The following is a 14,173-nucleotide window of genomic DNA, read 5'->3' on the forward strand; positions in this document are numbered from 1 at the left end:
CGAAGGCGCTGTGTCAGTCAACTCATCATTGACTGATCCGACGCTTTCGCGAGCAAGCCCGCTCCCACAAGGGTATTGCGTTTATTTATCGAGCAGCGCCAGACGCTGACGAATCGACGCTTCGATCCCGGCCTCATCCAGCCCACACTCCGCCAGCATTTGCGCAGGCTTGGCGTGTTCGACGTAGATATCCGGCAAGCCCAGATGCAGCATCGACTTGAGGATGTTCTCCCGCGCCAGGAACTCGCTGACCGCGCCACCGGCGCCGCCCATGATCGCGTTCTCTTCGATGGTCACCAGTAACTCGTGGCTGCCGGCAATCTCGCGCACCAGTTCTTCATCCAGCGGTTTGACGAAACGCATGTCGACCACGGTGGCATCCAGCTTCTCGGCGACTTTCAGCGCTTCGGTCAGTTGCACGCCGAACACCAATAGGGCGACTTTGTTGCCCTGACGGCGGACGATGCCCTTGCCGATTTCCACCGGTTCGAGATCTTTTTCGATGGTTGCATTTGGGCCATTGCCGCGCGGGTAGCGCACCGCCGCCGGGCCGTTGTAGAGGTGACCGGTGGTGAGCATTTTGCGCAGTTCGTTTTCATCGCTCGGGGTCATGATGACCATGCCCGGGATGCAGCGCAGGTACGACAGGTCGAAGCTGCCAGCGTGGGTCGGGCCGTCTTCGCCGACCAGACCGGCGCGGTCGATGGCGAACAGCACGTCGAGGTTCTGCACCGCAACGTCATGCACCAACTGGTCGTAACCACGCTGCAGGAACGTCGAGTAAATCGCCACCACCGGTTTTGCGCCTTCGCAGGCCATGCCGGCGGCGAACGTCACCGCGTGTTGCTCGGCAATTGCCACGTCGAAGTAACGCAGCGGGAAGCGTTCGCTGAACGCCACCAGATCCGAACCTTCCTTCATCGCCGGGGTGATCCCGACCAAGCGTGGATCCGCTGCCGCCATGTCGCACAGCCACTCGCCGAACACTGCCGAATACTTTGGCCCGCCAGCTTTCTTCGGCGCAGCGGCCGGGGCGTCCAGTGGTTCCAGTTTGGTGATGGCGTGGTAACCGATCGGGTCGACTTCCGCCGGGGCGAAGCCTTTGCCTTTCTTGGTGACGATGTGCAGAAACTGCGGGCCTTTCAGATCACGCATGTTGCGCAGCGTGGCGATCAGCGTTGGCAGGTCGTGGCCGTCAATCGGGCCGATGTAGTTCCAGCCCAGCTCTTCGAACAGGGTGCCGGGAACCAGCATGCCTTTGGCGTATTCTTCGGTACGACGGGCGATTTCCCAGGCGCCGGGCAGGCGCGACAGGACTTTCTTGCTGCCTTCACGCATGCTCGCGTAAGTGCGGCTGGACAGGATCTTCGCCAGATAATTGGACAGACCGCCAACGTTGCGCGAGATCGACATGTCGTTGTCGTTGAGGATCACCAGCATGTTGGCGTTCACTTCCGGCGCGTGGTTCAGCGCCTCGAAAGCCATGCCAGCAGTCAACGCGCCGTCGCCGATCACCGCGATCGCTTTGCGATCACTGTTTTGCAGGCGGGCGGCAATCGCCATGCCCAGCGCTGCGCTGATCGAGGTGCTGGAGTGGCCGACGCCAAAGGTGTCGTACTCGCTCTCGGCGCGGCGCGGGAACGCCGCGATGCCGTCCTTCTGACGCAGCGTGCCCATGCGCTCGCGACGACCGGTGAGGATCTTGTGCGGATAAGCCTGATGACCAACGTCCCACAGCAACCGGTCGTCCGGCGTGTCGAAGACGTAATGCAGCGCGATGGTCAGCTCGATCACGCCCAGGCCAGCACCGAAATGCCCACCGGTCTGACCGACCGTGTAGAGCAATTCCAGGCGCAACTCATCGGCCAGGGTTTCCAGCTCGGCTTCGCCTAACCGGCGCAGGCCGTCCGGCGTATTCGCGCGGTCGAGCAGGGGCGTGGTCGGGCGCTTGCGGGGAATCTCATGAAACGTCGTGGGCATCAGGCGAATCGTTATAGGTATAAAAGATGCGGCAGTTTACCTGATGCATCGCCCCCTGCCCACGCGTTGGTATTTTTTGGCTGCTCGGCGCTCAGTTGCGCCGCTCAACGATATACCGGGCCAGCTCACGCAAAGGCTCAGCCGCCGCGTCAAACGGTCGCAGCGCATGCAGAGCCTGATCGCGCAATTCCAGAGCGTAGGCCTTGGCGGCGTCGAGGCCAAGCAATGCCGGGTAGGTTGGTTTGTCACGAGCGATGTCAGCGCCCTGGCGTTTGCCGAGGGTTTCGGTATCGCTTTCGACGTCGAGGATGTCGTCCTGCACCTGAAACGCCAGGCCGATGGCCTGTGCATAAGTCTGCAGGGCACGCAGTTCGTCTTTCTCGGCACGGCCGCTGGCCAGAGCGCCGAGTCTGACGCTGACTTCGATCAGCGCGCCGGTCTTGTGCCGGTGCATCTGTTCGAGGGCTTTTTGATCGAGCTTGAGGCCGACCGAGCCGAGGTCGATGGCCTGGCCGCCAACCATGCCCGCCGGGCCTGCTGCCTGAGCCAGCGCGGTGACCATTTGCAGACGGATATCGCTGCTGCAATCGCTCAGGCGCGGATCGAGCAGGGCGCTGAAGGCCAGACTCTGCAACCCGTCGCCAGCAAGAATCGCGCAGGCTTCATCGAATTTTTTGTGGGTCGTTGGCTGGCCGCGACGCAGATCGTCATCGTCCATCGCCGGCAAATCGTCGTGAACCAGCGAATAAGCGTGGATCAACTCAACCGCGCAGGCCGCGCCGTTGGCTTGCTCGGCCTTGCCGCCCAACGCTTCGCAGGCAGCATAAGCCAGCAGCGGACGCACGCGTTTGCCGCCGTTCATCACGCTGTAGCGCATGGCTTCGTAAAGCCGCGCCAGTTCCGGCAGCGGCGCATTGAACAGGGTTTCCAGCGCCGCGTTGACCCGGCCCTGGCTGGTCGCCGTGTACGCTGCAATCATTCTGGCTGTTCCGCGTCGAAGGGTTCCTCGGCGAGTTCGCCATCACGCTCCAGTAGCACTTGCACCTTCTGCTCGGCTTGCGCCAGCGCTGCCTGGCAATCACGGGTCAGACCGATGCCCTGCTCGAAAGCGGTCAGCGAGTCTTCCAGCGACAATTCACCATTCTCCAGACGCTCGACCAATGTTTGCAGGTCGGCGAGGGACTGTTCGAAATCCAGTGCAGCTTTTTTGCGGGCCATGGCGGCGATTTCCGGTTGACGTTAAACCGGCGCGACACTAGCAGATAGGGGGGTTGTGGGCAAATGAGCAAGGGTGATGCGCACCAGAACAAATGATCCTTTGTGCAGGATAAAGATCCCTCTGAATGAAAGGATCCCTTGTGCAGAACAAAGATCTGATCTGAATACAAAGATCCCTTGTGAGAACAAATATCCTTTGTGGCGAGGGGATTTATCCCCGTTCGGCTGCGCAGCAGTCGTAAATCAATGCTGACTCGGTAGACCTGAAAATAGGTGCTCGTAGCTTTTGGGGCTGCTGCGCAGCCCAACGGGGATAAATCCCCTCGCCACAGGGTTAGCGGTGATTTTGGAATGCGGAGGCTTATTCGGCTCATTTTGTGAGCCGAATAACTTTCCTAATCGGCTCACAACCTTCAAAAGGCCAGTTTCCTACAGCCATCGCACCTGTATCCGATTGTTAAAAAACCACCAAATGGCTAATCTTCGCGCCTTCTACGACCCGACAGTCACGGGTCTTTCAGACGAAACGCAGTTTCACCGCTGTGAAGTACCGAGGATCGGGTGCAAGGTTTCGTTCAGGCATGGCAGGAGGCATTACATGCGTTCACTTCTTTTGCTGTTGATCAGTTTGGCCTGCGCGCCAGTGCTGTGGGCCGCGCCGACTGCCGAACTGTCTGAACCGGTCGGTGGCTGGCGCTATCACGGCTTGCTCGATCGTACGGAAAACCCGCAAATCGCCTACCCGACGCCGCCGATCGATCGCGGCATCCAGCGCAATCGCACGATGATCCAGGGTCAGCTCAAGGCCATCGGACATCAGCGCCCGCCACACAGCCTTGCGGTGAATGGCAATCCACTGAATCTGTACACCGACGACCAGGGGCGTTTCGCCCGGCCGTATGCGTTCGGCGCCGGCTCCAACAGCGTCGAGGTGATCAGCGCCGAAGGCCAGTCGCTCAAGCGTGTGCAATTTTATGAAGCAAACAATTTGCGCACGCCGGCGCGAATTCGTCTTGTCTTGGGATGGGACGATCCGAAAGCCGAACTCGATCTGCACATTGTCACGCCCGACGGTCAGCATGCGTTTTGGGCGCAGCCGGCGCTGAGCAATGGCGGCGGGCTCGACCCGGATGGCGTCGATGGCCCCGGCCCGGAAATGTTCACCATGACCGCGCCGCTGCATGGCACCTATCTGGTTTACGTCAACTATTGGGGCAACTTCGGCAACGGCGGCTATAACTTCGAGGAGACCAGCAATCAGAACGAGGTGATCACCTCGCAAATCACGCTGGTGCTCAACGAAAACACCGTCGACGAAAAACGCGAAACGTTCATCGTGCCCCTGCGGGCGATCAGTGATTTGCTGCTGGTAAAGACTTTCAACTATTAATAAGCATCCCGCTGCACGGATGAAATCGGGCTTTGAAAAGATGAGCGAAAACACTGTGACTTCGGCTGTCGACACGCCAGCGGCGAAACCTTCGCGGCGCTGGCCATTGCTGCTGGCCGGGTTGTGCCTGGTGGCTGGCGTGGCGGGTGGTTTTGGCTGGCTGCTGCTCAAACCCAAGGCGCCGCCAGCGGAATTGGCCAGTGACAAGCTCGGTCTGAGCCGTCCGGACGCGTTGCTTGAAACACATTCCCTGAGCCAGTTGCCCAAAGACTTGCTGACCGTGCCGTTCCTCAAAGCCACGCTCACCGAAGATTTCGTCTTCTATTACGAAACCCACGCCGATCGTCTCGGCCTGATCGGCAGCCTGCGCCGGATCATCTACGAGCATGATCTGAAGTTGCAGGACAGCCTGATCGAAGCGCTTTTCGATCAACCGGCCGACGTGGCGCTGTGGCGCGGGGCGGATGGTCGCCTGAAGGATTTCCTGTTGGTGATGGATCGCGGCGGTCTGGCCAAATTGCTCGAGCCGCTGGCGAAGGTCGCACTGGATGACACGCAACTCAGCCAGATTGCCGAAATCAAGGTCGGTGGCGACACCGTGCCGCTCTATCAGTTGACTTACAACGCGAGCAAAGCCCTGCTGTTCGCTTCTCACGGCGACAAACTGGTGGTGCTGTCCAACCCGGCCAAGTATTACGACCCGGAAAGCGGCGCCTCCGAAGAGTCGGGTCACGTTTCACCGCAGGCATTCGCGGCGCTGCTCAATGGCGAAAAACTGTTCCCCGAAGCCTTCGGTCTGCCAGCGAAAACCCCGGAAACCAAACAGCGCTTGTCGGTCAATTCCAGCGTCCTCGCCATGGGTTATCAGCGTTTCATCCCGAACTTCGCCGGGCTGCGTTTCGACATGGACGACAAGGGCTGGCACAGCTACCTCGCGATGGACGAACTGGAAAACCAGCCGGACTTCGATTTCAAACCGGTCTGGCAGGCGATGCCGCTCGGTGCCAGTGCCTGCGTGACCTTGCCGGTCGCGGCCGAACCGCAAAAACCGCTGCTGGTAAAACTCGGTGCCGAAGAGGCCGTGGCGCAAACCCTCACCGAACATGTCGCGGGTGCAGCGGGCCTGTGCTGGTATGCCGATTCGCGTTTGTACACGCCGCTGTTGGTTGCCAGTCTGAAAGATGAAGACAGCGGCAAACTCGACGGCGACCTCGGCAAATTGTTCGGCTCGATGGTCGGCGCGTTTGAGTCCGATGTTGAAGAAAACGTATTCCCGGTGGTCGAGAAACAGGAAGGCCTGAACCATGTCTGGCAGCGTCAGGTCAGCTCCAACTTCGGCCCTTACGCAGCCAAAGATGCCGAGAACCCGGAGGCTATTTCCGGCAAGGCGTTCATGAAAGTCAGCCTCGCGCGCCACGGTTCGACGCTGCTCTTCTCCCTCGATGACAAACTCGTCGACAAGGCCCTCGGCACCCTCGACAAACGCTTCCCGCCGATGGCCGACGTGCTGCCGAAAGATGTGCTGATGCCGATCTACTTCGGCCCGGATTCGATGGCGCAACTGATGCAGCAGGAAACCCTCGACAGCCTGCCGCAGGACATGGAACCGGTGTTTTACAACGCCGCGCAAACCTACCTGATCCCGAAACTGCGCACCCTCGGCGGTTACGGCAAATACGCGCTGACCTTGCCCGAAGGCAGCGAGCCTGACGGTCACTGGCAATGGCTGCCGCTGGAATGGAAAGCACTGTGACGACACTGATCCGCAGTCTCGGTTTGCTCGCACTGTTACTCAGTGCGGGTGCCCGAGCCGTCGAGGCGCCGGCGCTGGATCCGGCACAGTCCCAGGTGTTTCGCGCCTGGTTCGTGCGCATCGCTCAGGAGCAACTGAGCCAGGGCCCGAGCCCGCGCTGGTATCAACAGGATTGCGCCGGGCTGGTGCGTTTCGCCGCCAACGAAGCGCTGAAAGTCCACGACGATAAATGGCTGCGCAGCAATGGCCTGTCCAATCGTTATCTGCCGCCGGAGCTGTCGCTGACCGATGACCAACGCAAGCTCGCCCAGCAATGGCAGCAGGGTGGCGGCAAGGTCGGGCCTTACGTCAACGCGATCAAACTGATTCAGTTCAACAGCCATCTGGTCAGCCGCGACGTGTCGCAGGCGCGGCCGGGTGATTTGATGTTTTTCGATCAGGGCGACGACCAGCACCTGATGATCTGGATGGGCCGCTACATCGCCTATCACACCGGCACCACCACCCCGACTGACAACGGCATGCGTTCGGCAAGCCTGCAGCAACTCATGACATGGAAGGACACCCGATGGATACCCGACGCAGCCAACCCCAACTTCATCGGCGTCTATCGACTGAACTTTCTCTCCCAATGACCGGTGCCCGCATGTTGCGTTTCCTGCCCCTACTGTTGGTATTAACCCTGCCTTTTTCGGCAGTGAATGCCGAAGATACCGTCGAGCCGAGCGGTTATACGCCGGTCTCCGGTGAAAGCTTTTTCCTGCTCGCCGACAGCAGTTTCGCCAGTGATGAACAGGCAATGGTTCGCCTCGAAGCGCCGGGCCGCGATTACCGTCGATTCCGTATGGAACCGTATGGCGGCGCCGACATTCGTGTGTACCGCATCGACAAACCGCTGGACTTCCTCAAGCGCCAAAAGAACCTGCACCGCGTGGTCAGCGATGGCCAGTTCAAGGGCGAAGGCTTGTCCAACACCCTCGCGTACCTGTGGGACAACTGGTACCGCAAATCCCGTCGGGTGATGCAGCGCGCGTTCTCTTATGAGTCGCGCAAACAGGTCACCGAGGAAGTGCCGGAACTGAAGATGGGCAACGCCATCGCCGCACCGACGCCGTACGACGCGCAGCCGCAATTTGCGTTGATTCCGGGTCTGCCGGTGGTCAGCCAGTTCCGCTATCCGTTGTGGCAGGCCAAACCGATTCAGCCACCGGAAGGGGTGAATCTTGCCGGGTCTTCCAGTGATTTCGTCAGCGTCGCACCGGGCAACGTTTACATCCCGTTGGGCAATCTGAAGCCGGGTCTGTATCTGGTCGAAGCACTGATCGGCAAGTACCGCGCGACCACCATGGTCTTCGTCTCCAACACCGTCGCGGTGAGCAAGATTGCCGGCGATGAATTGCTGGTCTGGGCCGCGCGCAAACACGAAGGCAGCTCGGTGCCGAAGGTCAATGTGCTGTGGACTGACGGCCTCGGCGTGATGAGCAGCGGCGCGACCGATGCCGATGGTTTGCTGCGCCTGAAACACGTCAGCCCTGAGCGCTCGTTCGTCATCGGCGAGGACGAAGAGGGCGGGGTGTTCGTCTCCGAAAACTTCTATTACGACAGCGAAATCTACGACACCAAACTGTATGCCTTCACCGACCGGCCGCTGTATCGCCCGGGTGATTGGGTGTCGTTGAAGATCGTTGGCCGAGAGTTCAAGAATGCGCGGGATTCGGTGTTACCGGGGGCGGCGGATGTCAGCGTCGCGGTGCTGGATGCGACGGGCACCGAGTTGCAGCGCCTCGATTTGAAACTCGATTCGAAGGCCGGCACTCAGGGCCGCTTCCAGTTGCCGGATAACGCGGTGGCGGGCGGTTACGAGATTCGTTTCAACTACAAGGATCAGGCCTACAGCAGCGCTTTCCGTGTAGCCGAGTACATCAAGCCGCACTTCGAGATTTCGCTGAACCTGGCCAAACAGGATTACCGCACCGGCGAACCGGTGAAGGGCAGTCTGGTGCTGCTGTACCCGGACGGCAAACCGGTGGCCAACGCCAAACTGACCTTGAGTCTGCGCGCCCAACAACTGTCGATGGTCGACAACGAGCTGCAATACCTCGGGCAATTCCCGGTGGAACTGACCAGCACCGAACTGACCACCGACAGCAAGGGCAACGCGACCCTCGACCTGCCGGCCGCCGACAAACCGAGCCGCTACATGCTCACCGTGTTTGCCAGCGATGGCGCGGCGTATCGGGTCAAGACCACCAAGGAAATCCTGATTGACCGTGGCGCCGCAAGCTTCCGCTTGAGCGCGCCGCAACGCTTTAGCGCGGTCGGCGACAAGGTTGCGTTCAGCTACGCCAACGAGGGCGGCAGCGAGCAGAGCAAAGCGGTGACGCCGAGCACTTACGGCTGGGTGCGCCTGGAAGACCAGAGCACGGGCGAAGGCAAACTCGCGGCGACGGACAAGGGCTTCAGTCTGGTGTTTGATCGTCCCGGCACTTACAACCTGACCTTGAAAGACCAACACGGTCGCGTGCTCGGTGCCACCGGGCATTCGGTCACTGGCGATGGTGTGAAAGCAGTGCCGGGCACCGTGGAAATCGTCCTCGATAAACCCGAGTACAAGGCTGGCGATGAGGCGCTGGCGCTGATCACGTTCCCGGAGCCGGTCAGCGATGCCTTGCTGTCGCTGGAGCGCGACAAAGTCGAAGCCACCGCGCTGCTGGCCAAGGGCGGTGATTGGCTGAAACTGGAAAAACTCAGCGACACCCAGTACCGCGCGCGCATCCCGGTGAAAGACAACTTCGCGCCGAACCTGACTTTCTCCGTGCTCTACACCAAGGGCGGTCAGTACAGCTTCCAGAATGCCGGGATCAAAGTGGTCGCGCCGCAAATCGACGTGGCGATCAGCACTGACAAACAGGTCTATCTGCCGGGCGACACCGTCACGGTTGACCTGACCACGCAGTTCGCCGGCAAAGCGGTACCCGCGCATCTGACCGTCAGTGTTGTCGACGAAATGGTCTACGCGCTGCAACCGGAAGTCGCGCCGACCATCGACCAGTTCTTCTATCACCCGCGCCGCAACAACGTGCGCACCAGCGCCAGCCTGTCGTTCATCAGTTATGACGTCGCGCTGCCGGGCAGTCCGGGTGCGCCGGGCAAAGCCAACCGCAGTGAGCGCGGGGTGAAAGTGCTCGAGCGTCCGCGCCGTGAAGACGTCGACACCGCCGCTTGGCAACCGGAGTTGTTGACCGGTGCCGACGGCAAAACCCGCTTCACCTTCAAGATGCCAGACTCGCTGACCCGCTGGCGCATCACCGCCCGCGCGATCGCCGACGACGGTCAGGTCGGGCAGAAGAAGCAGTTCGTGCGCTCGGAAAAACCGCTCTACCTGAAGTGGAGTGGCCCGAGCAAATTCCGCAAAGGTGATCAGCCACAGCTTGGTGTGTTCGCGTTCAGTCAGGCCGAGAAACCGGTGAAGGCTGAACTGGTCACTCACTACGCTGGCACCGAACAGCGTCTGCCGGTGACTTTGAACAACGGCATCAATTACCTGCCACTGCCAGGGTTCGCATTGGCTTCCAGCGAATGGACTGCGGAACTGGTGCAGGACGGTAAAACTGCTGATGCCTTGGCTGTACGCCTCAGCGCGACGGGTGATGGCTGGCAAGTGACGCAGACGCAAAGTCTCGACGTCGCCAGCGGCGATACGCCGTTAAGCCTGCCAGTGGATGCCACCGATATTCGCTTGCGTCTGGACGACAGTCCGCAAGCGCTGTTCCGCTCGGCGCTTGATGATCTGCTCAGCTATCCGTACGGCGGCGTCGAACAAACGGCCAGCCGCTTGCTGCCGTTGAGCATCGCTTATCCATCGCTGGCGTCGAACCCGCAGATCCGCGATCGCTTGCGCCTGATCATGCAAAACAGCCGTCTGCGTCTGGTGCAAATGGCCGGGCCATCGGCGAGCTTCACTTGGTGGGGCTACGACGGTGAGCCGGATGCGTTCCTCACCGCTTACGCTTATTACGCCGACTTCAACGCCAGCCAAGTGCTGGAACTGACCTTGCCGCCGGAGCACTGGCAGCGAGTGTTGGAGGTTTACGCCAAACAAGCGCCGAACACACCGTTGCTGCAGCGCGCGTTGATTCTGTCGTTCGCCAAGCAGATGCATCTGCCGGTGAATACGTTGCTGACAGGATTGATGGAGGATCTGGCCAAGGCTGGTGAAGGCAATGCCGAAACCATGCTCGACGATGGCCAGGACAGTCTGGTGATGAGCGATCCGGATTCGGCGCTCGGTCTGGCGGCGGCGCGGGTGTTGACCGCCGCGTTGGCTGCGCAGTCGAAAGTGACCTTGCCGGAAACCTTCAATCGTCAGGTGGGCGCTGCGCAACAGCGTCTGTCGGTCAGTTCGCAGCCATTTGCCGAAGCGCTGAATCTGTCGCTGCAACCGTTTGATCAGGTGCGCGCGCAGGCTTTGTTGCAACGTCTGTTGCCGCAGCAATCGACTTTGGAGCGAGCGCTGGCGTTGGCCTGGCTGCAGCGCAGCATCGCTCAAGCCTCGCCGACCATCGCGCTGACGCCGGGTGAAGGCTGGAAGAAAAACTACGGTGCAACCGGTGAGATGTACTGGACGTGGCAGGGCGCGACGCCGGTGCCAAGCGTGTTGACGGTTTCCGGTACTCAGGAGCGTCCATTGCGCGCGGCGCTGAGCTTCCAGACTCAGCAACCGGCGGTCGATCCGATGGCCGTGACTATCACCCGTCGTCTGTCGCGACTGGTGCCGGGCGACGAAGCCTTCACCTTCAAACTGGAGCCGGTCGGTAGCAAGCCGTTGTCCAGCGACAGCCTGTATCTGGACGAAGTGATCCTCACCAGCAAAGCGCCGAAGCCGCTGCGTTACGGCATGCTCGAAGTGCCGTTGCCGCCGGGTGCCGATGTCGAGCGCACAACGTGGGGGATCAAGTTGCAGGGTAAGGAAGGCACTGAGCCGACCGCGCTGGAGAAGGCGCGCTTCGAACCGGGACAACTGGCTTACGCGGTGCCGGTGGATGCGCTGAGCGGCGAGTTGCGTCTGCGTCATCTGGTGCGTTTCTCGCAGAAAGGCCAGTTCAACCTGCCGCCGGTGCGCTTCACCCAGATTTACGCGCCGCAGCATCAGGCCCAGGAAGCGAAAGCCGCGCTCGGTCAGGTCACGGTCAACTGACATGATCCGCTCGCTGCTGTGGCTGATGTTGTGTGTGATGCCTGCGCTGGCGACGGCGCAGGATGAGCCGCTGCGTCTGGCTTATAAAGGCGAGTTGTTGTCGCTGAATCACACGCAGTTGATTGCTCGCGAACCGTTGCCACCGACGCTGGACACGCCTCTGGGCAGTCTGTGGAAGTTGTTCGTCTATGCGTGGCTGGTGGATACCGGCGCGCAGGAACCGGCATATGAATGTCGCGGGCAGTCGAAGGAAGAGGTTTATTGCTGCACGGCGGGCGGCAAGATCGAACGTGATCAGGCGTTGGTGAAGTCTTGCGGGTTGTATTTCGAGCCTTCGCGGTTGGGGATAGCGGCTGGGGATTGGCGTGCTTATTGGCAGGCGCGGCAGGCGCCGTCGTGGTTGCTGGATTTGCCATCGGTGCAGCCCGCTCAACGAGTTTCTGTAATTGAGTTGCTAAACGTGTTGGCGACTTTGCCGGCGCAGGATCAGGCGCGGCGGGTACTGCTCGATGTGCTGCTTAATGCAGCGGACGGCAATGTCGTCGGTGAACTGGGCGGACGTCTACGGGTGAAAACCTGGAGTTGGCTCGGCGATCAGGATCCCCAGTCACGGCAGGGTGGATTTGCGGGGTGGACGGCTGACGGCTCGCCGATCTGGGCGGGCGGGCGCGGCACCAGTCAGATGGTCTTGCGTCATTTCGGGCAGGCGCTGTCGACCGTGTTGCCAGTGGTATGGCCGGCGGAAGCGGGGCGCTGTGTAGAAGTCGGCCTGTTTTCGAAATATCCGGCTTCGAGGGTTTTAGCGGGCGAACGTATCGCGGCATCGGGTTCATTATTGGGTGACTACCGCGTCGAGTTCGCCAACGGCAACGCGTTGGATATCCACAGCGACGGCGAACTGTTTCTGCTCAACGACAAACTCGTCGCCCGCGTGGATCGCGAAGAATACGTCGCCCGAGTCCTCGAGCGCGAAGCCAAAGCCGAACCCGCTGAAGCTGCCAAAGCGCTTGCCGTCGCCATTCGCACCTATCTATTGCAGAACGCGACGCGCAATGGCGATTGCCTGAGCATTGATGACAGCAGCAATCGGCAGCGAGTTGCGCCGCGTCCGGCCTCTGTCGAATCGCGCAACATTGCCGCGTGGACAGCCGATCTGGTATTGGCCGGCAGCACGGTCACTTATCACTCGGATCAGCCCGGCCCGGACAAACTCTCTTGGCAGCAGGCTGTCGAGCAGGCGAATGCGGGGCAACGATATGACGCGATTTTGCTACACGCCTATCCGCGCGCCAGCCTCAGCCGTTGGGATAACCCGACTGCTTCTTGCCAAGCATTGCCCGGCGCGCAGGACTGGCTGCAAAAACAGCGTCGTGGCTGGCGGCCAAAACTGGACAGCGAAACCGGCTACAACGAAGTCAGCACATTTGCCGTGTGCAAACTCGCGTTCGGACGACCTTACGTCGACCGCGAACGCCAGCGCATTTATGTGCGCGGCGTGCTGACCTTGCAGGATCGCCTCGATCTGACTCACGAATATCTGCACCTGGCCTTTGAAGCACACCCCAATGGCCAGGATGAAACCTACATCGAAGGGCTCGCCCGTCACCTTTTGCTGGAATAGACCATGACACTCCGTTATCCACAGGTCTTGCTGCTGCTCTGTGCCTTTAATGTGCTGCCCGTGGCCATGGCTGCAGACAGCGTCAAACTCGACACGCCGGTCGGTGGCTGGCGCAGCGGCGCGCCCGAAGGCGAGGGCGAAAGTTTTCGTCAGACCGTCAACTACCCGGCCTCGTCAGTGAACACGCCGGTTGGCCAGGCCAAGACCGCGCGCATCAGTGGCGAGATCAAAGCCACGCCGAAGGGCAACGAGCCGGGTCGATTGATCGTCAACGGTGTGAGCATGCCGTTGAAGATCGACGAATCCGGACGTTTTGACCGACCGTTCTCCTTCCCCAATGGCAGCAACAGTGTCGAAGTGCGCAGTCCCGACGGTCAGCATCGACACCGCACGCAGTTTCTCAACACCAGCGGGGGCGCGACCCCGGCCAAGCTTCGCGTTTTATTGGCATGGGACAGCGACGGTACCGACCTCGACCTGCATCTGGTGACGCCCGATGGCGCGCACATCTGGTACGGCAATCGCGTCGCGCCAAACGGTGCAGCGCTGGATGTCGACGTCACCACTGGTTACGGCCCGGAAATCTTCGCCATGCCGGCACCGATCAAGGGTCAGTATCTGGTTTACGTGAATTATTACGGCGGTGGCTATCGTGGAGATGAAGAGGGAGGGGATGACGCGGTGCAGCCGTTAACCACGGCGCAGGTAACGGTGATCACTGAAGAGGGAACACCGAGCGAGAAGATGGAGACGTTCCTTATCCCGATGCGCGCGGTGGGGGAGTTGACGTTGGTTAAGTCGTTTAGCTATCCGTGAGGCTCAGGTACAGCGATCGCAGCTTATATATAGAAGAGCAGGGCTACGAAGGCCGACCCCTTGGGGTCGGTCTTCGTGTTTGCGGGCTTTTTTGACCAATGTGACAGAAATATGAAAATAGACGTTGACGGCAGATCCCAGACGTCTATAATTCGCCCCACTTCCGGCGCAGTCGAAACGGAAAACTCCTTGAGATTC

General features: G+C 60.5%; 9 protein-coding genes. 6 read left to right on the forward strand and 3 right to left on the reverse strand.

What is annotated here, in order from left to right:
• Positions 1–81 precede the first annotated feature (81 nt).
• From dxs to QMX93_RS26070, 3 genes are all read right to left on the reverse strand, one after another.
• Entirely contained in the window at positions 82–1,980 is a 1,899-nt protein-coding gene (gene dxs / locus QMX93_RS26060; protein WP_282358436.1) for a 1-deoxy-D-xylulose-5-phosphate synthase, read from the reverse strand.
• Between the two features lie 91 nt (positions 1,981–2,071).
• The gene (gene ispA / locus QMX93_RS26065; RefSeq protein WP_282358437.1) at positions 2,072–2,959 is read right to left on the reverse strand and encodes a (2E,6E)-farnesyl diphosphate synthase; all 888 of its coding nucleotides are present in this window, start codon (positions 2,957–2,959) and stop codon (positions 2,072–2,074) included.
• On the reverse strand, positions 2,956–3,198 hold the full coding sequence (locus QMX93_RS26070) for an exodeoxyribonuclease VII small subunit (protein WP_003228627.1): 243 nt from the start codon (positions 3,196–3,198) through the stop codon (positions 2,956–2,958). The genes ispA and QMX93_RS26070 overlap by 4 nt, the downstream gene beginning before the upstream one ends.
• Positions 3,199–3,796: 598 nt before the next feature.
• Here QMX93_RS26070 and QMX93_RS26075 point away from each other — a divergent pair.
• Genes QMX93_RS26075 through QMX93_RS26100 form a run of 6 tightly spaced genes read left to right on the forward strand, consistent with a single transcriptional unit; the run spans position 3,797 to position 13,975 of the window.
• Positions 3,797–4,588 (forward strand): DUF2135 domain-containing protein, encoded by a 792-nt coding sequence (locus tag QMX93_RS26075; protein WP_282358438.1) that lies wholly within the window; start codon positions 3,797–3,799, stop codon positions 4,586–4,588.
• Positions 4,589–4,628: 40 nt separating this feature from the next.
• Positions 4,629–6,341, forward strand: a complete 1,713-nt coding sequence (locus QMX93_RS26080) for a DUF2138 domain-containing protein (protein ID WP_282358439.1) — start codon at positions 4,629–4,631, stop codon at positions 6,339–6,341.
• Positions 6,326–6,976: a DUF1175 family protein gene (locus QMX93_RS26085; RefSeq protein ID WP_282358440.1), complete on the forward strand. Its 651-nt coding sequence runs from the start codon at positions 6,326–6,328 to the stop codon at positions 6,974–6,976. Before QMX93_RS26080 ends, QMX93_RS26085 begins: the two co-directional genes overlap by 16 nt.
• Entirely contained in the window at positions 6,973–11,538 is a 4,566-nt protein-coding gene (locus QMX93_RS26090) for an alpha-2-macroglobulin (RefSeq protein ID WP_282358441.1), read from the forward strand. The genes QMX93_RS26085 and QMX93_RS26090 overlap by 4 nt, the downstream gene beginning before the upstream one ends.
• 1 nt (position 11,539) lies before the next feature.
• Positions 11,540–13,159 (forward strand): DUF2300 domain-containing protein, encoded by a 1,620-nt coding sequence (locus QMX93_RS26095; protein ID WP_282358442.1) that lies wholly within the window; start codon positions 11,540–11,542, stop codon positions 13,157–13,159.
• A gap of 3 nt (positions 13,160–13,162) precedes the next feature.
• Positions 13,163–13,975 (forward strand): DUF2135 domain-containing protein, encoded by an 813-nt coding sequence (locus tag QMX93_RS26100; protein WP_282358443.1) that lies wholly within the window; start codon positions 13,163–13,165, stop codon positions 13,973–13,975.
• The last annotated feature ends 198 nt before the right edge of the window (positions 13,976–14,173 follow it).

This window comes from Pseudomonas sp. PS01303 (genome assembly GCF_029959385.1).
Classification (GTDB): domain Bacteria; phylum Pseudomonadota; class Gammaproteobacteria; order Pseudomonadales; family Pseudomonadaceae; genus Aquipseudomonas; species Aquipseudomonas rustica.